General features: G+C 37.5%; 18 protein-coding genes. 11 read left to right on the forward strand and 7 right to left on the reverse strand.

Going from position 1 to position 25,779, the window contains the following annotated elements; translation table 11 throughout:
* Nucleotides 1-97: 97 nt before the first annotated feature.
* A complete protein-coding gene (locus BWI92_RS00760; protein ID WP_095160214.1) occupies nucleotides 98-5,659 on the reverse strand; it encodes an alpha-2-macroglobulin family protein in 5,562 nt (1,853 codons plus the stop codon).
* A gap of 331 nt (nucleotides 5,660-5,990) precedes the next feature.
* On the opposite strand from BWI92_RS00760, the gene BWI92_RS00765 reads away from it, so the two are divergent.
* Together BWI92_RS00765 and BWI92_RS00770 are read left to right on the forward strand one after the other, a co-directional pair.
* The gene (locus BWI92_RS00765) at nucleotides 5,991-6,428 is read left to right on the forward strand and encodes a GNAT family N-acetyltransferase (RefSeq protein ID WP_095160215.1); all 438 of its coding nucleotides are present in this window, start codon (nucleotides 5,991-5,993) and stop codon (nucleotides 6,426-6,428) included.
* A gap of 241 nt (nucleotides 6,429-6,669) precedes the next feature.
* Nucleotides 6,670-7,995, forward strand: coding sequence for a DEAD/DEAH box helicase (locus BWI92_RS00770; protein ID WP_095160216.1), 1,326 nt, complete (start codon nucleotides 6,670-6,672; stop codon nucleotides 7,993-7,995).
* A gap of 261 nt (nucleotides 7,996-8,256) precedes the next feature.
* On the opposite strand, the gene BWI92_RS00775 is transcribed toward BWI92_RS00770, so the two are convergent.
* From BWI92_RS00775 to BWI92_RS00795, 5 genes are all read right to left on the reverse strand, one after another.
* The gene (locus BWI92_RS00775) at nucleotides 8,257-9,222 is read right to left on the reverse strand and encodes a hypothetical protein (RefSeq protein WP_095160217.1); all 966 of its coding nucleotides are present in this window, start codon (nucleotides 9,220-9,222) and stop codon (nucleotides 8,257-8,259) included.
* A gap of 255 nt (nucleotides 9,223-9,477) precedes the next feature.
* Nucleotides 9,478-10,518: a biotin synthase BioB gene (bioB, locus tag BWI92_RS00780; RefSeq protein ID WP_095160218.1), complete on the reverse strand. Its 1,041-nt coding sequence runs from the start codon at nucleotides 10,516-10,518 to the stop codon at nucleotides 9,478-9,480.
* 121 nt (nucleotides 10,519-10,639) lie between these two features.
* Complete coding sequence (gene sppA / locus BWI92_RS00785) at nucleotides 10,640-12,415, reverse strand: signal peptide peptidase SppA (protein ID WP_095160219.1); 1,776 nt, start codon at nucleotides 12,413-12,415, stop codon at nucleotides 10,640-10,642.
* 535 nt (nucleotides 12,416-12,950) lie between these two features.
* The gene (locus tag BWI92_RS00790; protein WP_095160220.1) at nucleotides 12,951-13,565 is read right to left on the reverse strand and encodes an inorganic pyrophosphatase; all 615 of its coding nucleotides are present in this window, start codon (nucleotides 13,563-13,565) and stop codon (nucleotides 12,951-12,953) included.
* A 113-nt stretch (nucleotides 13,566-13,678) separates the two neighbouring features.
* The gene (locus BWI92_RS00795; RefSeq protein WP_095160221.1) at nucleotides 13,679-14,356 is read right to left on the reverse strand and encodes a TatD family hydrolase; all 678 of its coding nucleotides are present in this window, start codon (nucleotides 14,354-14,356) and stop codon (nucleotides 13,679-13,681) included.
* 211 nt (nucleotides 14,357-14,567) lie between these two features.
* Here BWI92_RS00795 and BWI92_RS00800 point away from each other — a divergent pair, with 211 nt between their 5' ends.
* From BWI92_RS00800 to BWI92_RS00815, 4 genes are all read left to right on the forward strand, one after another.
* On the forward strand, nucleotides 14,568-16,046 hold the full coding sequence (locus BWI92_RS00800; RefSeq protein ID WP_095160222.1) for a cryptochrome/deoxyribodipyrimidine photo-lyase family protein: 1,479 nt from the start codon (nucleotides 14,568-14,570) through the stop codon (nucleotides 16,044-16,046).
* Between the two features lie 126 nt (nucleotides 16,047-16,172).
* On the forward strand, nucleotides 16,173-16,748 hold the full coding sequence (gene def, locus BWI92_RS00805) for a peptide deformylase (RefSeq protein WP_095160223.1): 576 nt from the start codon (nucleotides 16,173-16,175) through the stop codon (nucleotides 16,746-16,748).
* Between the two features lie 50 nt (nucleotides 16,749-16,798).
* Nucleotides 16,799-17,674: a DMT family transporter gene (locus BWI92_RS00810; protein ID WP_095160224.1), complete on the forward strand. Its 876-nt coding sequence runs from the start codon at nucleotides 16,799-16,801 to the stop codon at nucleotides 17,672-17,674.
* Nucleotides 17,675-17,951: 277 nt separating this feature from the next.
* On the forward strand, nucleotides 17,952-19,031 hold the full coding sequence (locus BWI92_RS00815; RefSeq protein WP_095160225.1) for a M15 family metallopeptidase: 1,080 nt from the start codon (nucleotides 17,952-17,954) through the stop codon (nucleotides 19,029-19,031).
* Nucleotides 19,032-19,246: 215 nt separating this feature from the next.
* On the opposite strand, the gene fmt is transcribed toward BWI92_RS00815, so the two are convergent.
* Entirely contained in the window at nucleotides 19,247-20,170 is a 924-nt protein-coding gene (gene fmt / locus BWI92_RS00820; RefSeq protein WP_229241888.1) for a methionyl-tRNA formyltransferase, read from the reverse strand.
* Nucleotides 20,171-20,598: 428 nt separating this feature from the next.
* Between fmt and greA the strand changes: the two genes are divergently transcribed.
* From greA to BWI92_RS00845, 5 genes are all read left to right on the forward strand, one after another.
* A complete protein-coding gene (greA, locus tag BWI92_RS00825) occupies nucleotides 20,599-21,072 on the forward strand; it encodes a transcription elongation factor GreA (protein WP_095160227.1) in 474 nt (157 codons plus the stop codon).
* 235 nt (nucleotides 21,073-21,307) lie between these two features.
* Nucleotides 21,308-23,371, forward strand: coding sequence for a BatA domain-containing protein (locus BWI92_RS00830; RefSeq protein ID WP_095160228.1), 2,064 nt, complete (start codon nucleotides 21,308-21,310; stop codon nucleotides 23,369-23,371).
* Nucleotides 23,372-23,486: 115 nt separating this feature from the next.
* The gene (locus BWI92_RS00835; RefSeq protein ID WP_095160229.1) at nucleotides 23,487-23,957 is read left to right on the forward strand and encodes a redoxin domain-containing protein; all 471 of its coding nucleotides are present in this window, start codon (nucleotides 23,487-23,489) and stop codon (nucleotides 23,955-23,957) included.
* Between the two features lie 67 nt (nucleotides 23,958-24,024).
* Entirely contained in the window at nucleotides 24,025-24,618 is a 594-nt protein-coding gene (locus tag BWI92_RS00840) for a DUF6992 family protein (RefSeq protein ID WP_095160230.1), read from the forward strand.
* 216 nt (nucleotides 24,619-24,834) lie between these two features.
* Nucleotides 24,835-25,779: hypothetical protein (locus tag BWI92_RS00845; RefSeq protein ID WP_176464327.1), on the forward strand; the 945-nt coding region annotated here is incomplete at its 3' end.

Here is a 25,779-nt window from a genome sequence, read left to right on the forward strand (position 1 = left end):
GACAAAGTCTTGAACTAGTAAATTCAATGTTGTTCAGTTATTGGGCATGAGTGATTTCTTTTAACCTAAGGTAATCACTCATGCACTCAATCACCAATCACTCAATAACCACGCTCTTCTCCCCCTCTCTTCCAAAAAATACAGGGAAATACATAAGCTCTATTTTGGCAGGATTCAGACTAAATTTGCCTGCAAAAGTGCTGGTTAACTCTATTTCATAGCGATATTTTCCTGCATAGATTTTGGTAAAATAATAGTTCTGTTTATTCTTATATTGCTCAGTATAATAGCTGTTGTTAAACCAATAATTTTGCACTTCTTTAGTATAAATACAACCTGCAGGAATAGGCACTTCGAGCATGACATAATCGGCATCTTTCTTTACTTCTACCTCCACAATCAACTTGGTTTTTTGAGCCGTTTTTAGTTTGGTTTTATTCCCTTCAAAATAGGTATTTACTACAAAATCAGATTCAACCTTTTGGGGATGAGTATTTTGTTTTTGCTCAAATACACTTACAAATACTGGTGCCGACGACAAACTCTTCACTTTGACTTTATCTTTTACCAGCATCTCTTTTTGGTATGGAAAAGTAGTTTCTACAGTCGTTTTTCCATCTATTTCTATTTGTAAACTTGGCTTTGAAACCGAACCATCCACTTTTACATCTTTGCCCAATATATCAAGTACCAAAGCACTCTCATACGTATTACGCCAGTAGCCTGTGTTGTTTCGTACCTCATAAAAATACTGGCGAATCTTATTGAGTTTGCTTTCGAATCCGCCTACTTGTTTGAGTATTTGATATACTTTTAAGGTATTCAAAAATTCATTTTCGTAAACAAAAACCTCTCTGATTCCATAATAAATACCGCCTAAAATAGTCGTTTTTTCTTCTTTGAAAATATCCGCCAAGTCTACTTTTTGACCTTGTGAAAGTAATAGCAGTTTGTAGTTAATTTTATCGGTCAGTATTTTTACAGAGTCGTATTTAGGTAAAAAAGCATTTACTTTCAGCAAGGTGTCAAGTTTTCTGAGTAAAAGAAGATTCTTTAATTTTTCAGAAATAGACTTGTTATCTACTTGATATAATTCTTTTTGTGCATATAACTTAAAGTCAAATTTGACATCAAAACCTTGTTTTTGTGCCTGATAAAGTGTTTCTACTACGTGCTCAGAAATCCATGAAGACGTTGGTGCAATACCCCACCAACCCCATTTTTGCTCAGTATTGACATTGCTTAACAGCTGAGAAACAATCTTCCTCACATCTTTGTCATAACTAAAAGCCTTTCCTTTTTGTAAGTCTATGCGTTGTTGAAGCAAATAAGCTTTGAGCTTCGAAGCCAGTTGTTCATTACAATAGTATTGGTAATTATGCAAATGCTTTATTTCTTGCTCATACACTTCCAATGAAGTTGCCAAAGCCGAAATCTTCAGGCTAGATTGTTTGGTATTATAAGTCAAACTAGAGTCCTTTTCCAATACCTTGAAAGTTCCTGTGGTTTCAATCGTTCCTTGTGCATATACGGGAACTTTGCGTTCCTCCGCATCTTGGATATTGGTTTGGGTTTTGATACCAAAATATAATGCAAGGGTATCTTTGGTAGATGCCTTTACAAATACCGAGTCCATTTTTGAACCTAGTACACTTATTTCGCTTGACTTGAGGGCTACTTCTTTTTGTTTAAACTGCGTTTTAACTTTCAAAGAGTCCGTCCTATAGTTTTTTACTTTTCCATAAACCTGCACGGAATCACCCTCTACCAAAAATCTAGGTACAGTAAGATTGGCTGAAACCGCCCTAAAACTTTTAATGACAGTCTGCATCATACCTGTTTGTCGATTGGCACTTGTGGCAGCTATATGTGTATTCCAAGTGGTAAGGTCATCGGGAAACGTTACTTTAAAATGAGCCTTTCCTTGTTGGTCAGTGGTTAGTTTAGGTTGCCAAAAAGCATCATCCTTAAAGTTTTTACGAATGGCTGGTGTTGCTTCTACTGCACCTTTTTTCTGTAATACATATACGCCTCCTTGGGCACGTGAGCCATACAAAGCCGTAGCCGTTTGTCCTTTTAATACTTCGGATACCTCATATTCTCGATCATCATATTCATTAACGAGTTTGCCGTTGAGTACATAAACAGGCTGAGGGGCTTGTACCTCTTCATCAGCTTTAATTTCAGGAGGTAAAAATTTAAGACTTGAAGTACCTCGGATAGCTACTCCCGGCACTCTACCCGTGAGTGATTGTTTTAACTGAGCGCCATACCCCACTACAACAACCTCATCTAGGTGTGTTTCACTCTCGAGAAGAGTAATATTATTCAAAATAGCATTTTTGACAATATATTCGGTAGAACTATAACCAATGGCAGTCACCACTAAAACCGAGTTACGAGGACATACCAATCGATACTGGCCATGCTGATCTGTCATTACACCTTTTGTAGTACCTTTTATATTAATCGAAACGCCTGGGATAGGTTGGTTTTCTGAATCTGTTATGGTTCCAAAAATTGAATGTTCTTCTGTGTCAAATCTGTAATTAATGGGTGTCTCTAATTGATATATCTGTTTTAGTTGGTTAAGCTTATTGGTTTCAAATCCGTATAAACTTTGTAATACCAGACCATTCATTTTCTCTGATTTCTCGTTAGATTTTTGAATATCGTTATCTGAGATAAGTATAGCGTTCAGACCTCCTAAGTGCAGTTTTCGTACGGGTATTTCAGAAAAATCATTATTATTCCAAAGTAAGTAAAGTGTATATTCACACTGTTCTAGCTCATGCATCACCGATGTGCTTGCAGGATAAACACGAATAAAATTGGGTTCGTTATCTTTGAAAAGAATAATATGTTTGAGATATCGATTTTCTCTAAACGCTTTGTATAAGAGGTTTAGCTTCGTATGATTTTCAGTCGTTGTGGAGGGAACTTTGTATTGAGCTACAGGTTTAGCCTCTTTTTCCTTCTCTATTTTGTCTGTCAATAAAATTTCTTCTTCGGTCCATGCCACTTCGTCAAAATCTATATGAGTAGGTACGTCTTGAGCTTGATTAATATTTTCAGAAGAGTTAAAATTATAGCTTGTATAACTTTCATTTGGTTTCATTTTGATAATAGGAGCTAATACTTCATAGCGATATCCTTTTTCAAATTTGAACTCTAGTGAAGAAATGTTAGGTGCTAAAAAGTCAACTTGGGTTTCAAATACGGGACCTATGATTTGTTCCTCAGGTTGTCTCTTATCAATATAAAATACTCTTTCTTTTTGTTTGATATAGCTATTTTTAGGCAATGAAACCGTTTTTCTGATTGGCATCAACAAATCATTCAGCATAGCTAGCTCAGGTGGCGTGGCCATCGAACTCAAAGGCGTAACTTCTATATTTGGATGACCTTTAGTAGGGTCTATTCCTAAAATCGTTTTATGATTGGGTTTAAAGACCACATTGCTTAGCTCAATACTTTTGGTTGAGGTACGAAGCAAAAGGTTGTGAGGCTGGTTGTCTGTCTGAAAGCTATATCTCTGTGACTGCGCAGCTAAACCTAAATACACGGGAACGTGGTCAACTACCAAATACTTGATGTCTTGGTATTCTCCATTTTCTATGATATATGGTGCAAACTCCGTTCGGTTTTCGACAGGAATAGTAGCTGTAAACAAGCCATTTTGGGGAAATAAAAATTGGTAAAACAAGCTATCTTTCACAGCAAAATGCTCCAGCCAATCTGTTTTGTGAATAGGTTGAATATGATTAACCAGTTTTTCATGATTTCCTATAAACTCATTAAAGACTTTCCGAGCTTTATAAATTTTGCTATAATTCTTCAAATAGGTATCCGATGACTCCTTAAACTTATTGGTAAAAGCAAAGGCGGTAAGGTCAACATTAGGTTGTGGCTTGTCAAAAGCATCTTTAACCGAAACAGTCATATCCACCTCTTGCCCAGGTGAAATCACAGAAGGTGCATCTATGTCAAGTTGGAGTAATTTGTCTGAGAACCTGAAAACATCACTGGCTGTTTTGACTTTATCATTTGCGAGATAGTGATAAGCAATAGAGTAATCCCTTTTTCTTTTAGCATGAAAAGAAATACTTTTAGATGTTGTGTCGAAGCGTTCTTCCAGCTTTCGATTTTTGTAGTACAAAGCGTACCAATATGGCTTATGCTCAGGGTTTTGAATAGTTACTTGTAAAGAGTCTATATTTCTTGAGGCCGTAACACTAAAAGGTATTGCTGCTTGCCTTTGTTGTTTACTGCGAAGCTCTTCAGGAGTCCTTTTACGAGAATAATAGTTTAAATAGGCTGTTTTGGAAAATACCTTATTATCTGCAGTAGTAAAATCGACTATGATTTGAAAACTTCCAGAAAAGTTTTTCTTCAAAGAATCAGGAAAAGTGATAGTTTCTTTGCCAGAAGAGGGCATATTTCCCGATTTTGTCCAATACAAGGTAGGGACAAATATCTGTTGGGTATCTATTTTAGAAATGTGTTGCGTCTGAACTTTTAAGCTATAGTGGGCGTCACTTATGGCGATACCATTTTCATCAAAAGCCGAAAGAGCCAATTGAATCGTATCGCTTTGATAATAAGTATTTTCATCAATCTTTATCTCAAATAACTCAGCATTAAGAGCATAATCTGCAAATTGAAAGGATGTTGAAGCTAACTCATCTTCATCATCCATAAATCGTAAATATTGCCTTTGGTTTAGCTTAAGCTTGAGACTATCCACCAATACAAAGTATCCTTCAAACAAGCCTTTGCTATAGGGCTTAAGCTTATCAATAACCTTTTTTGAATACCCCCCGATTTTTACGTCCAAAAAAGGCTTATCCAGATAGCGCCCTTTTTTATCCATCAACACCACCTTAAAGCGAACAGTATCTTTGGGTAGGTATTTGGGTTTGTTCAGAAACACTACCGAGTTTTGTTGCCACTCTTCATATTTTCGTTCTAACTTTTGCTCTTTTTTCTCCTCAAAATAGTCACGAAACCCCTCACGAAACATTGCCTTGATGTTTCGAACAAAAGTGGGAGAATTATGATACTTTATCCAATTGACAAGTGGAGTAGTAAGGTATTTTAAAGGAAAAGAGTAAACTATACGATTTTTAAGTTTTTGGGCATAAGAAGGATAGTTTGTTGTTATGATTTCATAATAACTTTCACCTTTATAATCAATTTGTAACAATCCTTTATTATGTCTTTTGGGGAGCTGATAAAGCCCTTTTTCAGTTGAAAATTTCACTTTTTTACCTTCCAAAAATACCTGCGCGTTATTAACAAAACGATTATTATCCCCAATCAATACCACATTAAAATCAGATTGATTGTTGAGTATTTGTAGCTTAAAAGGGTGATTTTCTAGGAGCTCTAATCTCAGTCGATCGTGGTCAAGTGAGGCAATGAGGTAGTTTCCTGATTTCTTAAAAGATTCATCCAGAGCAATGGTATCTACACAATTGTTGAAATAAGATGAATCTACTGTACCCAAGCCATTGAGTGTGATATTCTTGATTTGCAAGCTATTGAGCGCATAAACCAGCCGATAATGACTTTCTTTCGAAGTCTTGTGAAGTAATTGAGCCAGTCCAATCTGAGAAAATGATAGGATAAGACATAGAACTGTCAGGTGTTTTTTCATAGAGATTTTGGTATATTGTATGTGTTTTTCAAAGATAATGGAGACGAATAAACAGTTTTAAACTGTTTAAAAAATAAGTCCAAGACTAAGTCTTGAACTAGGAACTTCAATTTTTTCCAGTAATCAGAGGTTTAAAATCGTCTTTTTGATAAATTATTTGAAGTTAAAGGCTTATCGCTGAAATACAAACAATAAAGTTAAACTATTAGGCGTCCAGCTCTGGGTATTCGGCAAAAATATATCTATGGTTATAAAAAAGCATTTTGAAACTTTTGCCTATTGCCTAAAACAGACAAATTAAATTTAAGTTTTCCATAAACATTCATCAACTATGATTGAAATAAATGTGCCACAGAGTGCAGAACAGTGGGAGAAATATTATGATTTACGTTTTAAAATCTTACGTGAACCATGGGGACAGCCCAAAGGCAGCGAAGTGCTCAAGGACGAAGATGAGGCTACTCATGCTATGGCTATAGATACTGAAAATGGGCAAATTTTGGGCGTGGCTCGTTTGCAAAAAAATAGCCCGACCGAAGGACAAGTGCGTTGTGTGGCTGTATCCAACGAAGCCCAAGGCAAGGGAGTTGGTAAACTTTTGATGGCTTATCTCGAAGAGGCAGCTCGTCAACAAGGCATGACGCAGATTGTGCTAGATGCCCGTCAAAATGCGGTTGCTTTCTACAAAGCCATTGGTTATACCATTATTGCAGATTCGTATTTGCTTTTTGGTGAAATACCTCATTTTAAGATGACGAAGGATATTTAGTAATATTGAAGTCCGTAAAGACGCAATATGTCAACGCCAACAAGCGGTATCTATTCTGTAATTTTTCAAACTAAACTAAAAACTAGTTAACTGAAAATCAAAACAATAGCAATTACATTTTTAGACTATTTCCAAGAAATAATCTTCACTCAGAATAGCTTTTTACCAAAGATATATTGTAACTTTGTAAAAATTAGTACTTCATAGCTCGGCCAAGGTCGAGCTATCGACTTTTACAACCATGACATTCGAAGAGTTAAATATCAATACGTTCTTATTAAATGCCCTCAATGATCTAGGGCTCACAGAACCCACTCCCATTCAAGAGCAGGTTTTCTCGGTAGTGATGTCGGGAAGAGACGTTTGTGGCATTGCCCAAACAGGTACGGGAAAGACCTACGCTTATTTGTTACCTACTTTACGACTTTATCAATTCTCCAAAGAAAAACACCCTCAGATTATCATTTTGGTGCCTACTCGTGAGTTGGTTGTGCAAGTGATGGAATCTGTAAAAGCGCTCACCACTTATATGACGGTGCGTACTGTAGGGATTTTTGGTGGGGTAAATACCAAACCACAAACGGCAGAATTACTTCAAGGAGTAGATATCTTGGTAGCAACACCAGGGCGTTTGGTAGACTTTTTGATGAATGGAACCATTAATCCTAAAAACGTAAAACGTTTGATTATTGATGAGTTTGATGAAATGCTTAACTTGGGTTTCCGTGCTCAATTGACAGTAATTTTTGACAAATTACCTTCAAAACGTCAAAACTTGCTTTTCTCGGCTACGCTTACCAAAGATGTTGAAACCTTGGTCGAAACGTTCTTTAACTCCCCTGTTCGTATTGAAACAGAAGTAGTTGGCACGCCACATCAGAATATTACACAGTCTTATTACTTTGTTCAGAACTTTTACACGAAAGTGAATTTGTTGAATCTTTTGTTAAAAAATGACGAAAGCATGACGAAGGTATTGGTATTTGTGGCCACCAAAAAGTTAGCAGATACTTTGTATGAACAATTGGAAAAAACCCTTCAACACAAGGTAGATGTCATTCACTCAAACAAGAATCAAAACCACCGTTTCAATAGCGTTGGCTTATTTGAGTTGGGCTATTGCCAAGTATTGATTGCCACAGATATTATTGCTAGAGGTTTGGATATTGATGAAGTTACGCACGTAATCAACTTTGATATGCCAGATATGCCTGAAAACTATATTCACCGCATCGGACGTACGGGTCGTTATGACAAAAAAGGGATTGCGATTTCTTTTGTTACCAAAAATGAGGTTGAATACTTGAAGCAGGTTGAGGCTTTGATGAATACAGAACTTCCTATCTTAGATACGCCAGAAGGGCTAGTAATTTCAGAAAAATTACTAGAAGAAGAAATACCAAAGGCAAAAATGAAGTTTATTACCAAACTACCAGATGTCTCTGACAACGGTGCTTATCACGAAAAATCTGATAAAAATAAAAAGGTAAACGTAAGAAGAGACCATAAAGCCGAAATGAAGCGTAAATACGGTAAGTCTTACGAAAACCGTTCTCGTAAATCGTAAGTTAGCTCTCAAAATAAAATTTAATTTTTGAGCTTACAGCTTTCAGCTTTGGGCATTCGGCAAAAAGGTATCTATGGTTACTGAAATACCATTTAACACTCTTTGCCTTGTGCTTGTTGCCTAAAAATCTAATTCTGTTCACTTACTTAAGAAAGAGCGTTTTATTCTCCAAGTTTTTACAAAAAAAGGGTTCGGAAAATATTTTCCGAACCCTTTTTTGATTAATAGCCAATGAACTTCTATTGCTTAAAGCAGACAGTTCTATTTTTGAATTTTTACGTCAAAAACTACTTTTCCTTGGGCGTAAGCCGCTGTGCCTTTGGTAATAGATTTTACACGAATCAAACCTTTCTTCACTTTGGTTCCTGAGCCTTTTGAGTAAGCGTAAATTTTACCTTCTTTTACCAAAACTGATTGTTTGGTTGAAGAAATACTTAAAGCTTGTAAAGTAGTGTTATTTGCTGCATCGAAGTCGATTCCTACAGGAGCTTCTTGGAAATAAGTAGCATTGCCACCCGCTGTCGAAGAGCCTCCACAATCAGTATTTGATGCTGGTACAGTTGTCGAATATCCTTGTAAAACTCTTTCTGGATTTGATAAAAATTGAGGTTCGTCAGCCGTACGAGTCGAAGCATAGGTAATATCCACAAATTTGATATTTGAATCAATGTCACACACTTTGTACACAACGCCTGTTGAAGAAGCAAAACGTGAGCCTAAATCATTGCTTTGTGCACCGAGCTCGATATTATTCCAAGAAGCAATTTGTTCTTCTGCTCCAATAGAAATTTTAAGGGTTTTACGAGAAATTGCACCACTATTATCTTGTACATCAAAATGAATATAGTTTACACCAGTACTCGCCGAAACGGTATATTCAAACGTTTGTGTTTGTTCGTCTACATTTTTCAATTTTACCTCAAATAAAGGTTGGTCGGTAGTACCACGATAGTTAGCTTTGTCGGCTACATATACACGTGCCACACGAGGCTTGCCACCATCTGGTGATTTTTTGATTAATAGCGTTACGGTTACGTTATCGCCCGAGCCTGCCAATACTTCTGGATTAGCATTGAGTGTTGGGTCGGTAAAGCTTACATCCAATTTACCTGTAGCCGCAGGTAGTTCATTGTTTGGGCCAGGTGCTACCACATCAGGAATGGTATTACATGAATAAAGAACAGCAAAAGAGGCTAAGAATAGAATTAAAAAAGCAATTTTTTTCATGATGTTTGAATTGTGTTTTGAATGAGATTGCTGAATAATCACAGCAGTATGTAAACGGAAAATTTTCAATGTAGACAACTATATAACTGCGAGGTCACGGGCAAATGCATAGATAGTTGATTAAACGGCAAAAAAATAGGACTTTCCTTAAAAAGTCCTATTCATTACTAAGTTTATTTCAATCTTGATTTTGAGTAAATATGGACTTTACAATAGCACAAGGCTATTCCGAAGTTTTTTTACTCATTATCAATATTAAGAAATTACAACTTCTTCAATACCCAAAGCTTTTCCTGCTGTTGGAGTTACTTGGAATTCAACTGGAGCTTTTTTCTCATCTTTGAATGCTTTGCGAGGCTTGATACTCAAGATTTGGAATAACTCTTTATCCGAATTCACATTAGGGTTTGGCGTTGTCAACAACACGTCTCCAGAGAAAACTGAGTTAGCACCAGCCATGAAACAGAAAGCTTGCCCTTCGTAAGAAAGTTCCAAACGACCAGCCGACAAGCGAACCATTGATTTTGGCATGATAATACGAGCCGTTGCGATTGTACGAACCATATCCCAAACCGAAGCAGGCTCTTGTCCTTCGAGTGGTGTACCAGCAACTGGCACAAGGTTGTTGATAGGTACTGAATCTGGATGTTTTGGTAAGTTAGCCAATGTCTGAAGCATACCAACACGGTCTTTAGACGATTCGCCTAAACCAATGATACCACCCGAACAAACGGAAAGATTTGCTTTACGCACGTTTTCTAGCGTATTCAAACGATCGTCGTAAGTTCTAGTAGAAATAATATCATCATAGTGTTCTTCTGAAGTATCTACGTTGTGGTTGTAGGCATACAAGCCTGCATCTTTCAACTTTTGAGCTTGTTCTTCTGACAACATACCCAAGGTACAGCATACTTCCATACCCAAAGCATTTACGCCTTTCACCATTTCTAACACTTTGTCGAAATCGCGGTTGTCACGTACTTCACGCCAAGCCGCACCCATACAGAAGCGAGAGCTACCTGCATCTTGTGCACGTTCAGCAGCAGCCATAACCTCCTCAACTTCCATCAATTTCTGAACTTTTACGTTCGTGTGGTAGCGAGCCGCTTGCGAGCAGTACGAACAATCTTCTGGACAACCACCAGTTTTGATTGACAACAGTGTACTTACCTGTACTTCTTGTGGGTCGTGGTGTTGACGGTGTACAGTAGCTGCACGATATACTAAGTCTAAAAAAGGAAGGTTATAGATTTCTTCAATCTCTTCTCTTGTCCAGTTATTTCTAATCATATCCATATTGTTTGCAAATTGATACGCTGCGACACATCGCAATCGTGTTACACAATACCAAAATTAAAAAGGACTTCCCGTTCCACCAAACGAGAAGCCCTTTTGTGTATCATATTTAGCAAAATAACTATTTGAATTCAATTGCAAAAGGCATCAAAGCCAAATAGCCTTCTTGTGTCTTAACTTTCTGAACCTGTTTTACATAAGATGCCATTTCACCAAATTGTGCTTTCAAGAATTTAGCTTCCATTTCATCTTCTTTCTTATCCATGAGTTCTTCAAAGAATGATTTTGGTGTTGGATAATATCTTACTTTGTAATCATCTGTTTTCACTTTAGCCATTTTGGCAGCAATTTCGATAGCCTTGTTTAAGTCTCCCAAAACGTCCACCAAACCATTTGCCTTGGCCTGTTCGCCTGTCCAAACACGCCCCCCTGCCAAAGATTTCAATTTGTCGATATTCATATGACGACCTTGAGCAGCTTTTGAAGTAAAGGTTTCATACCCTGCATTTACACGAGCTTGGAACCAGTTTTTCTCAAAATCAGTCAACTCTCTTGTTACCGTAGGAAAATCTGAATGGGCATTGGTATTCACACGATCGTGAGTGATTCCTAATTTATTTTTAAAGAAGTTTTCAAAATTAAAGAACTGTGCAAAAATACCGATTGAACCCGTAATCGTAGTTGGCAATGCCACGATAGTATCAGCGCCCATAGCCATGTAATATCCACCAGATGCGGCATAGTCACCCATAGATGCCACGACAGGTTTTACTTTTTTGGCTAACTGCACTTCATGCCACATCACATCCGAAGCCAATGAAGAACCACCTGGGCTATCAATACGCAATACAATCGCTTTTACTTTTTTATCGTCACGTGCTTTGCGCAATTCGGCTATAAAATCATCTGAACCGATATTACCCGAACTTGCTTTTGCTCCTTCAATCGTACCTTCCGACACGATTACGGCAATACGGTTGTCAGAATCATTGAAAGGAATGGCAGATTCAGCTTTCATGAATTTACCTAAACCAACATAAGTCAATTTGTCGTCGGCATCGATATTCAACTTCTTTTTCAAGGCTGTTTCAAATTCATCCAAGTAGCCAACATTAGTCACTAGCTTAGACTGCAATGCACCTTTAGGTTCGTAAGCCGTTAGTTCATCTGCTACTTTTTTCAATGCCTCAGCACTAATTCCTCTCGACGTAGCAATTTGAGACATGATTTGGTTATTGATAGAGCCAAGCAACTCGTTGTATTGCGCACGATTTTCTTCGCTCATATTTTCACGAATAAAAGGCTCAACCGCCGATTTGAATTGTCCAACACGAAATACGACTGGCTTGATATCTAGTTTATCTAGTGTACCTTTAAAAAAGGAAATCTCGGCGCTTATACCATTAAAATCTAAACCACCTGCAGGATTCAAGAAGATTTTGTCTGCCACCGAAGTAAGGTAATAGCCTTTTTCAGTAAAAGACTCTCCGTAAGCATAGATAAACTTCCCTGATTTTTTGAAGGCCAATAAAGCATCTCTAATTTCTTGTAACTGAGCATATCCACCCATTGGATAATGTGCTTGGAGCGAAATCCCTTTGATATGTGTATCGACAGCCGCACGCTTAAGGGCTTCACGAATTTGTACCAAACCGATTTCGTCGCTATTATCGGCAAAAGGACCACCTAAGTTCTTCAAAGGATTTTCATCCTCTGCTACATTTTCAACAATGGGATGATTAAGATCTAATTTTAAGACAGTGTTCTCTTTCAAGGCTGTTTTGTCCTCGCTACCACCAATAGCGGCTGCGATGCCTATCAAAATAAAAAAGCCAAAAAGGAAGAAGAGAAAAAGACCAACAATGGTCGCAAATACATTTTTGAGGAATCCTAGCATACTTTTAAAAGATGTTAAAGAAATACCTTACAAGTAATTCTTTGAAAATGTGTTATTACGTTTTGGTTTTGTTTTGTATTAGCGGTCAACTTCAGAGTAAGGTAAAATTAAAAATCTCTGAAAACCTTTTTAAGTCAAGAACTGCAAAGTTAATTTTTATACGAATTGTTACACGCTTTTGTTTAAACTATTGAGTAAGCGACGTTCTTGGAATTAATCATTCAAAAATAAAATAGAGCTAAGGTATCTCTAGTAATTTGTGTTGTGTGGAAAAAGACAGGGATAAAAGGTGTAGGTAAAATTTAAAAATAAAAGCCCAAGCAACAGTGTTGCTTAGGCTTTCAGGATATTAGTTTTGAGACATAAAGTACTCAATCAATTTCGATGCGCTATTAACGTCTTTTTCAAGCACCTGTAACTCAAACTGAGCATCTTTCGAAACCTCCGCTTTGATACCCGCCAACGACAAGCGTGACTGAATATCTTCGGCAGAACCGAGTGTTTCAAACTCAGCAATTGTTACAAGCTCTAAGCTTCACCCGAACATGTTACGGTAATCTTCACGAGATTTCAAGATTACTTGGTGAGCCACTTCGCTACCATAAACATCGTCGATATCTACAGCTACTTTTTCTTCACCTGGGATATTTTTGTAAGTCAAGAAGTAGTGAACCAAACGGTCGATGATGCTTTTTGGACAATCTTTGATGTCTTTCCATTTACCGTACATTGAGTCGTCTTTCAATACAGCAATGATTTTGTCATCAGCTTCACCTTTGTCAATCATACGGATACCACCGATAGGGATAGCTTCGCAAATGATGTCACCATGCGTGATAGCACGTTCAGAAAGAACCAAAATATCAAGAGGGTCACCATCTCCTTTTTCGATTTCTTTACCAGATGCGCTACGAGCCAAATCAGCCGTCAATTCACCACAGTATGTTTGAGGCACAAAGCCGTACAAAGCAGGTACAATGTTAGAGAATTTTTGAGGACGGTCGATTTTCAAATACCCTGTTTCCTTGTCGATTTCGTATTTTACTGTATCAGTTGATACGATTTCGATAAATGAGTTCACAACTTTTGGCATATCCTTTCCGATTTGGATACCATGCCAAGGATGGGCTTTATAAAAATTACGTTGCATAAGTAATAATTGCAGTCTCCACTGCGGGTTGTTGGTGAGATTACTCACGGTCTTTCATCAAGGATAGAGGGCAAGGAGTTTCCTCCGCTTGTTACTAATTGATAGCCTTGATGTTAGACTATTAGTTTAAAATTAGCGTATATTTTTTCTTGTAAATATTCAACTTCAACCTCTAATTGCTTAGAAGCAGCCACAAAGATACTTGATATTGTGCAATTCTTATCGTCTGTCTCAAGAAATAACTGCTTAATTGGGATAGATGTGATTAAACGGACAGCATTAGATTTGTCTTGCAAAAGCGCCGCACCCAAAGATATATACATCTGGTGCTGAATTAGTTGCTTCAATATTTGTTCGTTATTATTAAAGCCATGAATCAACCAAGGGAACTTGGGACGTAACAATTTTTTAATTTGGATTATTTCCGAAAAAGCTCGCACACAATGAATCACCATAGGCTTCTGGAATTCTTCAGCGATTTGGATTTGTGTTTTAAAGACATTTATTTGAAAAGTCCAATCTGTTTGGTAGATTTTGTCCAAGCCACATTCACCTAAAAACAAGACTTTGGGATGAGATAAAATCCTTTTTAACAAAACTAAATCCGCTTCTAATTGAGTTTCTTTCAAATACCAAGGATGTAAACCCGCCGAAAAATATTGATTGGGTAATGAACTCTCAAGCTGTTTTATCCAAACTTCATCAGGTATCGCCGAATCTATTATCAGATTTTGCACCTGAGTAATAGATTCGTCTGGCTCGAAATGATGCGTGTGGATATTGAGAAACATGTTTTTATTGAGTGATTGGAGATTGAGTGCTTGAGTGATTTTTTCAAAAATTTATCTTGGTGATTCGCGAAACATGGCGTCTCATCACTTCAAAATTAAAACAATTCTTCCACAAATTGATTTATCATAGATGGGTTACCGTATTCGGCAATGAGCCATGGTTTATGCTTTTCACTCATTTGCCCATGTTAACAATGAAACATTATTTAGGATGTCATCTATATCGGTTGTTTGGTTCAAAAGAGATTTACGTTTGCTCGATCACCAGCCTTTGCAAAAAGCTATTGAAGCTGGGCGACCGCTTTTACTTTTGTATATCTTCGAACCAAGTTTAATCCAAGATGTACATTACAGTCCTCGGCATTGGCAGTTTGTATGGGAATCCTTAATAGATTTACAGAAAAGACTGTCCCAAATACACCCCAACGCCAAACTTTGGGTAGTTCGAGAAGAAGCCCTATCATTTTTTGAAAAACACCTTTCCTCCTATCCCATTCATTCGCTTTACTCTTACCAAGAAACAGGAATTTCAAAAACTTTTGAAAGGGATAAAAATCTTTCAAAATATCTACAATTACAACATATTCCTTGGCACGAATATCAGAGCAATGGAGTCAGAAGAGGACTTATGCATCGAGGAGATTGGATGAAATCGTGGTATGCTTTTATGCACGAAGCACAAGCTATGCCTGACTGGTCAAAAGCAATTTTCTCAGACCTAGATTTGTCTGCTTTTGAAATAAACAGTTTTCAAGCCATTTGCCCTGATTATACTCCTACGCACCCTATGCAACCCGGAGGAGAATCGTTTGCTCAAAAATATATGCAGAGTTTTTGGAAAGAACGGTGCAGATTTTACTCCAAACATATCTCAAAACCACTCGAAGCGCGCAAATCTTGTAGCAGGCTTTCGCCTTATATTGCTTGGGGAAACCTTTCTATCAAACAAGTGTATCAGGGATGTTTACAACAAAGTAAGAAAAGTCCTTCTCTAAAAAGGCCTCTCGAAAACTTTAGCTCAAGACTGCGTTGGCATTGTCATTTTATCCAAAAATTTGAGTCGGAGGAACGAATCGAATTTGAAAATTTGAACAGAGGCTATGATGATTTATTTTTTTCTGATAATCATCAACATTTCGAAGCTTGGACAAAAGGTCAAACAGGCTATCCGCTTGTGGATGCTTGTATGCGCTGTTTGGTAAGCACAGGATATCTCAATTTTAGAATGCGTGCCATGCTGGTTTCGTTTTTGACTCATAATCTAGCCTATCATTGGAAGCCAGCAGCCTTGTTTTTGGCTCAACAATTTCTAGACTTTGAGCCTGGCATACACTATCCTCAAATTCAAATGCAAGCAGGGGTAACTGGCATCAATACGGTCAGAATTTATAACCCTACTAAGCAAGCGCAAGACCATGACCCCGAAGGCATTTTCATTAAACAATGGGTTCCAGAGCTGGCCAATTGCCCCGTAGCTTTAATTCATGAGCCTTGGAAATTGACCCCTATGGAACAGCATTTATATCAGATAGAAATCGGGAAAACCTATCCTTTTCCATTGATGGACATAGAAAAGGAACATCAAAAAGTAAAAGAGCGGATTTGGGGACACAAAGCCAAATCGGAAGTTAAGCAACACAAAAAGGCTATTTTGACAAAACATGCGATACCTTTTCAACAAAAGTCTTGATTTAGGCTCAGCTAGATTGCAAAGAAGTGTAGTGCAAAGCTGGTTTTTTCCGTACCTTTGCAACCAAATTCTGAAATAACAAAGAAGTCCTCAAGATAGGACCTATACACAAAGCAAATTAGCACAATGATTTATCCGATTATACCTTACGGCGACCCCGTTCTCAGAAAAGAAGCTGAAGATATTGAAAAAGGCTCGATTGATGTAAAACAATTGGCCGAAGATATGTTCGAAACCATGTATGCAGCTTCTGGCGTAGGTTTGGCTGCTCCACAAATTGGCATGAGTATCCGTATGTTTGTGGTGGATGGTCGCCCATTCAACGAAGGTGAAGACTTAGACGAAAGAGACAAAGACCCTTCTGTGGTAGATTTCAAAAAGGTATTCATCAATGCTGAAATCTTAGAAGAAGATGGCGACGAGTGGGGTTTTGAAGAAGGATGTTTGTCTATCCCAGGTATCCGTGCTGATGTTTACAGACCAGAGTTTGTAAAAATCCACTACTACGATACCGACTGGAACGAACATACAGAAGTATATGAAGGTTTGGCAGCTCGTATTATCCAACACGAATACGACCATATCGATGGCATTTTGTTTACTGACCACCTTAGTCCCGTGAAAAAACGTATGTTAAAAAATAAGCTCAGCGACATTTCGAAAGGCAAGGTAAAAGTTGACTATAAAATGAAATTCAAATAACATCTATCCCAAATCTAGTAATGCAGATTTGGGATTTTTTGTAACTACTCATGAAAAATATACTTGCAGGCTTATTCTTTGCGATGTTATGGGCTTCGGCATCGGCTGCTACCAAAATTGGACTATTAGATGCCCAACCATTCGTAATTGGTAATTGCCGATTCTTTATTGCTGGATTCATCATGTTGAGCGCTAGTTTGATTCTTCAAAAATCTCGACTCCCACATGGGAAAGAATGGAAACAACTGGCCATTTATGGCTTTTTGAATGTAACCCTATATTTGGGTTGTTTCGTCTTGGCTATGAAAAAAGTATCTGCTGGCATTGGCTCGCTTTCTACTGCGACCAATCCTTTAATTATCAGTGTCATTTCAGCAATTTGGATGAAACGTGCTATTAAAAAAGGAGAACTCACTGGGTTAATTCTTGGGATTTTAGGGGTAGCTATTGCAACTTATCCATTATTAGTAAAAAGCTATGCCAGCGTCGATGGACTATTGATTTTGGCTACTAGTATGATTTCCTATTCGGTGGGCACGATTTACTATTCTAAACAAAAATGGGATTTACCATTGTTGACAATCAATGGTTGGCAAGTACTTATAGGAGGTGTTATGTTGTTACCTGTTACATTCTTGATGACAGACTGGGAAAATAATCACTATACAGTACGCTTCTGGAGTTCGGTATTTTGGTTGGTTGTTCCTGTGTCTATTGCAGCAGTACAGCTTTGGTTGTATTTGCTTAAAACAGATGCAGTCAAGGCTTCACTTTGGTTATTCTTGTGCCCTATTTTTGGGTTTGTATATGCCTCAGTCTTACTCGACGAGCCTATCACCACTTATACTTACATAGGAACGGCATTAGTAATTTTGGGTCTTTATGTAGCACAACGAGAAAAATTTCAGTCTAAATCATCAACCTAGGCTCGAATTGAATTAATTTGGCTGAAGAAATAATGTTGAATGGTGAACTAGTATTAAACCAAGGGTTTTAAACAATTTCAGATTGGGAATTTCTGATTTCGGAAATAAAGTAAAATACCTTAATTTTTTACAAAATAGAGGAGTTTACATTTCCAAAATCTCCAAAAGTAGTTAATTCATCCACAATCTAGTCCCCAAAACAGATATTTTTTGTCGAATACTTACAGCCTAATGCACATAAAAACCGAAAGCCCATTATAATCCCGATACACTATTTATGTTAAGAATCCCTAAACTATTATTGCCTTTACTATCTCTTTCATTACTTGCCTGTAGTTTTTTAAAAGATTCTGTAGAAGATGCCACATGGCAAGACCTTGGCTGTGATACCACACAAAAAGTCAGCACTTTGGCTATTTATGACATGGTACATCCTTTTTATGAATCCGATACTTTTTTACAACTCAATATCAAACCCACTGCTATTTACGTAGCTACGGTGGGGGTACGTCAAGAGGTGGAAATGACCGCCTACAAGCTTGACTCGCTCAATCAAATAACGTCAATACCTAATCCTGCAGGAACAATCGGTGTAACTCCTACTTGGGTCGAGCAGGCTTATTTGGGAGCACTCATTCACACTCCTCATTACTTGTACGACCGTTGGACGAGAATTCTTGAAAATGACCGTGCAACTTTCCTAGCCAAACGAGATTCTATCAAAACCATAATGGCCGAAAAGCACAGTAGTATCAAGGTTATTTCAGACTTACGTTCCATTGCCAACCAACGCAAATATCTGTCACGCAAACGTACCGCCTCGCCTGTATCTATGCACAATTTTGGTTTGGCTGCAGATTTTGCCATTTTTAGAGGACATCGAATCTCGAATACACTTTCCAGTTATAAACCTTTAGATACGCTTACGGCACAATATGGACTCACTTGGGGAGGTAACTTTGTCGGTTTTATGGACCCTGGCCATATTCAGTATTTCAAAAATGGAGCAACTTTAGTTCAAAAATATCCTGTATTAAGATTTGAATTTGAACCCTACCGAGAGTTTTATCTCAATACAGTCGAAAAAGCAGTGAAAGCAGGAAGAATTAATCGAGTAGTTGATACAGCGGATTTATTGACCTTACTCAATGAGCTTCGCAGAAATCAACCCTGTACTTGTGGAAAAATCAAAAAGCAAATAAATACCAACACCTTAGAAAAGGTAAGGGCATTGCTTCAAAAAACGCCATATAACGCATTAAACGATATTGTATTGATTGGAGATTTGGGTTATCAAACGCTTTCACTTGTGTCAGCAAAAGGCATTATTACCCTAGAACTAGGAAAATGGAGATAACAGAATGGCTTTGCAACTTTGTCAAAGACTACACTTTGACAAAGTTGAGCCTAGTGTAATTAGGTATTTATTGCTAAAATTAGTGAATTAAGCAGAGGAAAAATCCTCAAAGTTATGCTTGCATAACTTTATCTCTTGCAAATGTAAGACGCTTTATCACCGTAAACAATCTTTTTAAGAGAAAACTTTTGTTAACTATTTATATAACAGCATACTTACAACTTATACCCTCTCAAGAAATCTTGAATACCCATACGCTTCTTCATTTCTAATTGAAGTTCCTCAATCGCTAACCACCCTTCCGCGCATTTAAAGTATAGATAGCTTTTATGATCACTTACCCACTGCCCTACAGGAATATCCTCATTGGATTCAAAATCGGTCACAATACTTGTTTTGTACACCTTACAAGACTTGTCACCAAGGAAAGTCCATGCTGCAGGATAAGGCGACAAACCACGCACAAAATCGTACACTACTTTAGCAGGCTTTTCCCAATCAATTTGACAAGTTTCCTTAAAAATCTTTGGTGCATGATGCAGTACCTGATTTTCGTTTTGCGGGTCTTGCGGATAACTTCCCGATTCGATGGCACGTACCGTTTTGAGAACCAGTTTCGCACCTAGATGCATCAATCTTTCATAGACGGTTCCAACATTATCCTCCTCATGAATAGGTTCTTTTTCTTGAAAAATCACAGAGCCTGTATCTATTTCATGTTTCAAAAAGAAGGTAGTCACCCCCGTTTCTTTTTCTCCGTTAATGATAGCCCAGTTGATTGGTGCTGCACCACGATATTGAGGCAATAATGAACCATGTAGATTAAATGTGCCCAAAGGAGGCATTTGCCAAACTACTTCTGGTAACATTCGAAAGGCAACTACAATTTGTAAATCTGCTTGGTAACTTTTGAGTTCTTCCAAAAATGCAGGAGCTTTCAACTTTTCAGGTTGTAGAATAGGAATGTGTGGTGCATTGTTCAATACATACTCTTTCACAGCCGACATACCCAACTTTTGCCCACGCCCGATTGGTTTATCGGGAGCTGTTACGACAGCCACAACCTCGCAACCATTTTCTACCAAAATTCTTAAACTCTCTACCGCAAATTCGGGCGTACCCATGAATATAATTCTCATAATTATTTGATTGTCTATTTTCTCTTAAAAGTCTAAAAACGTTTTTTAAAAGCCCCTTTTTACATTTTACAAAACAATTTGGTGCTGTGTTTCGTTATTGAAAAGCAGGATTAAAAACAGGCAGTTATATTTATTCTTTTAAAAACACAAAAGGGATTTCTTTTTGAAAAAGCATAAAAATAAGCTATCTTTGTAATCTCAATTCACACAAAATGAAAAGAACACAAGCAATAACGGCACAAATATAACTTCGATTTTCTACAAAGGTCTTAAAATCTTGTAGAACGGTCAGAAGCCGTTCTTTTTTATTTGTCTGAGTTGAAACTTTAATTGGGAATTCCGTCTTTTTGCTGGCAAGAAATTGTCAGTAATTTTTTTTGTATTCACCACCAAATCAGTCTAAAACATTTTAAACATAGCAGAACAGTATGGCAAAGGTACAGTATTATACGCAGGAAAAACTTGATGAGCTAAGAGCAGAACTTCATTTCCTTAAAATCCAAGGACGTGCAGATATGGCTAAACAAATTGCTGAAGCTCGTGACAAAGGCGATCTTAGTGAAAATGCGGAGTATGATGCGGCCAAAGATGCACAAGGATTATTGGAATTAAAGATTTCTAAAATGGAAGAAATCGTAGCTAATGCACGTGTATTAGATGAATCTTCTATTGATACCTCTAAGGTTTCGATTCTTTCCAAAGTTAAAATCAAAAACCGCCGTAATGGTATGGAGGTAACCTACACGATCGTGTCGGAAGAAGAAGCTGATTTAAAAGCATTTAAAATCTCAATTTCTTCGCCATTTGGTCAGGGTTTATTCGGTAAAAAAGTAGGTGACGTAGCCGAAATTACCGCTCCTGCTGGAAAACTAGAATTCGATATTTTGGAAATTTCTCGCTAATATTCTCTGCTTTACTTCCTCTAAGCTTTTATTCTAGCGAAAAGTCCATAAATATTTTGGAATAAATTTTGCAAAAGCCCTCATTGAGATAAATCAATGAGGGCTTTTTTGTAGTTTTATGATAATATTCAAAACATTACCCTTCAAGAATGTAACGAAATGCTTGCTCAGCAAATTTTTCTGAGTATCTATCGTTGTCAAACTAAAACCCTGAAATAAGACCTATATTTCGTACATGCAATTTTTATATCCTAGTTTTTTGTGGGCTTTGCTAGCGGCAGCCATTCCTGTTATTATTCACTTGTTTAATTTCCGCAGGACCAAAAAGGTTTACTTTACCAATGTCGCTTTTTTAAAAGCTGTTAACACAACCACTTCATCCTTTCGAAGACTCAAGCATTTGCTTATTATGGCCGCCAGAATCCTAGCGATTATTTGCTTGGTGTTGGCTTTTGCTCAGCCTATTCTTACTCCAAAGTCGGGGAATATTGCCAAAAGTGCTGGCTTGACCAGCATGTATATCGATAACTCTCTATCGATGCAAAACGAGTTGAACAAAAAGAGTTATCTCGACAAAGCAATCAATAAAGTAGAAGAACTACTAACGGCGTTTCCGCAGGGTTCGAGACTGCAATTGGTCACCAACGATTTTTCGGCACAAGAACATAGCTTAAACAATACCCAACAAATCAAGGAGCGAACCACAACCATTGATTACACCCATACGCCTCGTACCGTCGAAAACGTGCTCAAGCGCCAAATCAGTCTTGCAGCCAAACATCAATCTCAAGGTGGAAATCAATTTATCCTTTTTTCTGATTTTCAAAAAAGTACCGCAGGCGCTCTTAATCGCTTAAAGGTAGATACTTCGAGCACAGTTTTCTTAGTTCCTGTGCAAGCCAAAGCCATCCAAAACGTTTTTGTAGACTCAGTTTGGTTAAATACGCCTTTTATCAGAGAAATGCAAGTGAACACTTTGACGGTAAAACTTTCTAATACTGGCGAAAGAGCAGTGCAAAATCTTCCCGTAAAATTATTTGTCGACGAAGTACAAATTGCCTCCGCTGTAGCCAATATAGATGCTCATGGTACTACTACCGCTAATTTTAATTTTACAGTAAAAGATAAGGGCTTCAAAAAAGGAAGAATTTCTTTTGATGATACACCTGTTACTTTTGATAATGATTATTACTTTGTATTGCACGCTGCTCCTAAAATTCGTGTCCTTCATTTATTTGGGCAAAGTGCTCCAGAAAAATTTGTCCAACACGTTTTTGAAAACGATAGCGTGTTTGTCTTACGTAGTGTTTCGGCAAGCAATGTAGATGTAGGTCAAATCAGAACTGCAGATTTGGTGGTACTCGAAGGAGTACAGGTAATCGATGGTAGTTTGAGCGTTAGTTTACAAGATTTTATCAAAGCTGGCGGTTCGGTCATGGTGATCCCTCCTACGGCTCCTGATATAGCCAATTATAATTCATTTTTAGGAAAGTACGGTATTCGCAACATTCAACTCAAATCGTCTACACCATCTGACTTAAGTATTCTAGCTGAGCCTAGCAAATCTGGTGGGTTCTTTGGTGATATTTTCGACAGCTCAAATCTTCGTGCGTTGCTTCAAATGCCTTCACAATCAGCTAATTTGACATGGCAAGTAGCTGGCGAAAAGCTTTTACAGTTTCGCAATGGCATGCCTTATTTGAGCAGTACAAGTGTTGGTCAGGGTGAAATATACTTGGTAGCCTCGCCACTCGCTAAAGAATGGGGAGACTTTGCTCGAAATGCCTTATTTGTCCCAATTATGTACAAAATCGGTGCGCTTAGTGTTCGTCAAGAACCATCGGCGTATTCCTTCAAAGACAATACTTTTACGCTCGAAGTAGATAATGCTAACGCAAACACAAGCTTTAAGCTTAAAAAAGGCAAGCTCGAACTGATTCCGATTCAGCAACTTAACGGTAAGCAACTGACCATTGAGCTTCCCAAAGCAAATCAACTCAATGAAGGTCAAGAAATAGAATCAGGCTACTATGAATTGATGAATAATGGAAAAGTAGATCGTATTTTGGCCTTTAATCATGACCACAGCGAGTCACAAATGGAATTTTATTCGAGTGAAGAATTAAAATCTATTTTTGGAAATCAGAAAAACGTTCAGGTTTTTGACCAAATTGATGATACCGATTTTGTCAAAACATTTAAAGAACAAAACTTTGGAAAAGCGTTGTGGCGCTATTTCTTGATTGGTGCGCTGCTATTTTTGGCGATAGAAATCTTGTTAGTGAGATTTTTTAAATAATTTCAGCAAGAGCTTTAACTAGCAACGAGCAGTTAATCAAAAACATTTTTGCAGTCACTTAGTTATTTTATAAGATCAGGGTTATCTTGATTTCACATTCAAAACAATTATCAAAATGGCATTACAAAAAGGCGATAAAGCTCCAGCATTCACGCTTTATAATACAGAGAAAGCTGAAATTTCATTGGCAGATTATCAAGGTAAAAACGTAGTATTGTTGTTTTTCCCATTTGCATTTACAAGCGTATGTACAGCAGAATTGTGTGAAATGCGCGATAATATTCTTACCTACTCAAGCCTTAAAGCTGAAATTTTGGCGGTATCGGTAGATTCTTTATTTACTTTAGGAAAATACAAAGAAGAGCAAAATCTTCCATTCCATTTGCTTTCTGATTTCAATAAAGAAGTTTCAACAGCTTATGAAAGTATTTACGATACATTTGCTTTTGGGACTAAAGGCGTTTCTAAACGTTCGGCATTCGTAATTGATGCTGAAGGTATTATTCAATATGCTGAAGTGTTGGAAAACGCTGGCGATATTCCAAATTTTGCCAATGTAAAAGAAACATTAGCATCACTAGCTTAGTTTAAGAGTAATGAATAGTAGTTGATATTTTACAACTACTATTCATTCACATTCATATCTTTTACTTATGCTAAAATATTTTACCATATTCATTGGTGTACTTTTAGGGTCTGGTTGTTTTTCACAAACAACAGACCCTAATTTGTTTTATAAAGAGCAAATTCGAATCAACCAAGATGGCATGAAAGTATTGGGAGGTTGGGCGGCGGCCAATATGATTGCCAGTGGCATAGCTACTGGGCAAACCCAAGGAAACACTAAGTATTTCCATCAAATGAATATTTATTGGAATATTGTAAATGGAGGCTTAGCAGCGCTCAGTACTTTGCAGGCCAACAAACTACTACAACGGCTACCTAACAATTGGGAGGCAAATAGGGATTCACAAAAGAAAATTGAAAAGCTTTTTCTCATCAATACAGGGCTTGATTTAGTGTATATTGGTACTGGAGCATATTTACTGAATAGAAGCTCAACCAGCTGTAACTCTCCAGAAATGCTCAAAGGATATGGACAATCACTGATCTTACAGGGTGGATTCTTATTCTTATTTGATGGTGCCATGTACTTACTTCACCATAAACATGGTGTAAAGCACAGCAAGCTCCTCAACCAAATAGCATTTGATGGACAAAGGATTTCACTCACATGGGTATTTTAAATAATTGAGTGATTTGAGATTGAGTGAATGAGTGATTATTTAAAAATTGTATTCTGGCTGTAGAGTCGCAATGACTGCCTCTTAAGCTGAGTGATATCTAGCATTGTAGCATCAAAAAACATGAGTCATCCCGAATTTTTCGTGAAGACTTTTAAAAACGAAACCTCCTTGTTTACTTTGTGAATTACGACAAACACAAACAAACAGGAGGTTTCTATGCATAAAGCATTTCTACAAAATAATGACATAAAATCGAGTAAGTCAAGACTCTCTCATTTACTTCTTCATAAACTTGACCTTTATCTTGCTGACGTCCAGTTATCGTTAGATTCTGTTCTGGATAAGCGTTTAGTTCGTACTTTTTACGATTTAATAGTTGCCATTTTATTGCATCGACACAACTCTATGGGCTTATTGCTTAGTGAGTTAGGTGGCTATATTTGCGGTTTTTCACATGCTCCCGCTGGGACAAAACGCATTAGTAATCTGTTACGTTCCAAAAAATGGACATCTACTATCATTGATAATTTTCTCTTTAGTCAAACTCGAAAAAGGCTAGAATCGTTAGTAAAACAGGGAAAACGTCCGCTAATGCTTTGGGATGATAGTCGGCTAGAAAAGGCTGAATCTTGGTTTTTGGAAGGGCTTTGTAGTGTAGAAAGCTCAAAGGCAAAACGACTAACACGGATAAAAAAAGGATACTATTCTCCTCCTAATAAACGTATTTGTGTTCCTGGTTATCATTGGACAAGTACGTTGCTCTCAGCTTTGGGTGAGTCTGTAAGTGTATGTCAGATGAGTTGGTGGACTACCAGAGGTAAATACAAGGAATATGGTCGAAACATTATGTTTCGGATGCTAGAAAAACTACAAGCACAAGTAGGAAAAGGCATCCTACATGTGCTTGACCGTGGTTACGCTAATGAGTGGACCATCGAGTGGTTTACGAACTTCGAACAAGATTTCCTAGTCCGATGGAAGAAGAATCATTTACTTATACACTCAACTAAAGGTAAAAAGCAAACCCATCTTCTAGCTCGCTCTTTTAAAGCTAGAAGTAAAAAGATTGTGCTCGATTCTCAGAGAAAGATTCTCAAGAGCATTTCTATTGCTTGGACTCAAGTACAACACCCTAGTTTTGAAGACATTAACTTGTCGTTA

Origin of the sequence: Flectobacillus sp. BAB-3569, assembly GCF_002270355.1 — a bacterium.
GTDB classification, from domain to species: domain Bacteria; phylum Bacteroidota; class Bacteroidia; order Cytophagales; family Spirosomataceae; genus Flectobacillus; species Flectobacillus roseus.

Bases quoted from the DNA above. Each gene is read 5' to 3' on its own strand.
- BWI92_RS00760 (WP_095160214.1), bottom strand. From the start codon at position 5,659: ATGAAAAAACACCTGACAGTTCTATGTCTTATCCTATCATTTTCTCAG.
- BWI92_RS00765 (WP_095160215.1), top strand. From the start codon at position 5,991: ATGATTGAAATAAATGTGCCACAGAGTGCAGAACAGTGGGAGAAATAT.
- BWI92_RS00770 (WP_095160216.1), top strand. From the start codon at position 6,670: ATGACATTCGAAGAGTTAAATATCAATACGTTCTTATTAAATGCCCTC.
- BWI92_RS00775 (WP_095160217.1), bottom strand. From the start codon at position 9,222: ATGAAAAAAATTGCTTTTTTAATTCTATTCTTAGCCTCTTTTGCTGTT.
- bioB (WP_095160218.1), bottom strand. From the start codon at position 10,518: ATGGATATGATTAGAAATAACTGGACAAGAGAAGAGATTGAAGAAATC.
- sppA (WP_095160219.1), bottom strand. From the start codon at position 12,415: ATGCTAGGATTCCTCAAAAATGTATTTGCGACCATTGTTGGTCTTTTT.
- BWI92_RS00790 (WP_095160220.1), bottom strand. From the start codon at position 13,565: ATGCAACGTAATTTTTATAAAGCCCATCCTTGGCATGGTATCCAAATC.
- BWI92_RS00795 (WP_095160221.1), bottom strand. From the start codon at position 14,356: ATGTTTCTCAATATCCACACGCATCATTTCGAGCCAGACGAATCTATT.
- BWI92_RS00800 (WP_095160222.1), top strand. From the start codon at position 14,568: ATGTCATCTATATCGGTTGTTTGGTTCAAAAGAGATTTACGTTTGCTC.
- def (WP_095160223.1), top strand. From the start codon at position 16,173: ATGATTTATCCGATTATACCTTACGGCGACCCCGTTCTCAGAAAAGAA.
- BWI92_RS00810 (WP_095160224.1), top strand. From the start codon at position 16,799: ATGAAAAATATACTTGCAGGCTTATTCTTTGCGATGTTATGGGCTTCG.
- BWI92_RS00815 (WP_095160225.1), top strand. From the start codon at position 17,952: ATGTTAAGAATCCCTAAACTATTATTGCCTTTACTATCTCTTTCATTA.
- fmt (WP_229241888.1), bottom strand. From the start codon at position 20,170: ATGAGAATTATATTCATGGGTACGCCCGAATTTGCGGTAGAGAGTTTA.
- greA (WP_095160227.1), top strand. From the start codon at position 20,599: ATGGCAAAGGTACAGTATTATACGCAGGAAAAACTTGATGAGCTAAGA.
- BWI92_RS00830 (WP_095160228.1), top strand. From the start codon at position 21,308: ATGCAATTTTTATATCCTAGTTTTTTGTGGGCTTTGCTAGCGGCAGCC.
- BWI92_RS00835 (WP_095160229.1), top strand. From the start codon at position 23,487: ATGGCATTACAAAAAGGCGATAAAGCTCCAGCATTCACGCTTTATAAT.
- BWI92_RS00840 (WP_095160230.1), top strand. From the start codon at position 24,025: ATGCTAAAATATTTTACCATATTCATTGGTGTACTTTTAGGGTCTGGT.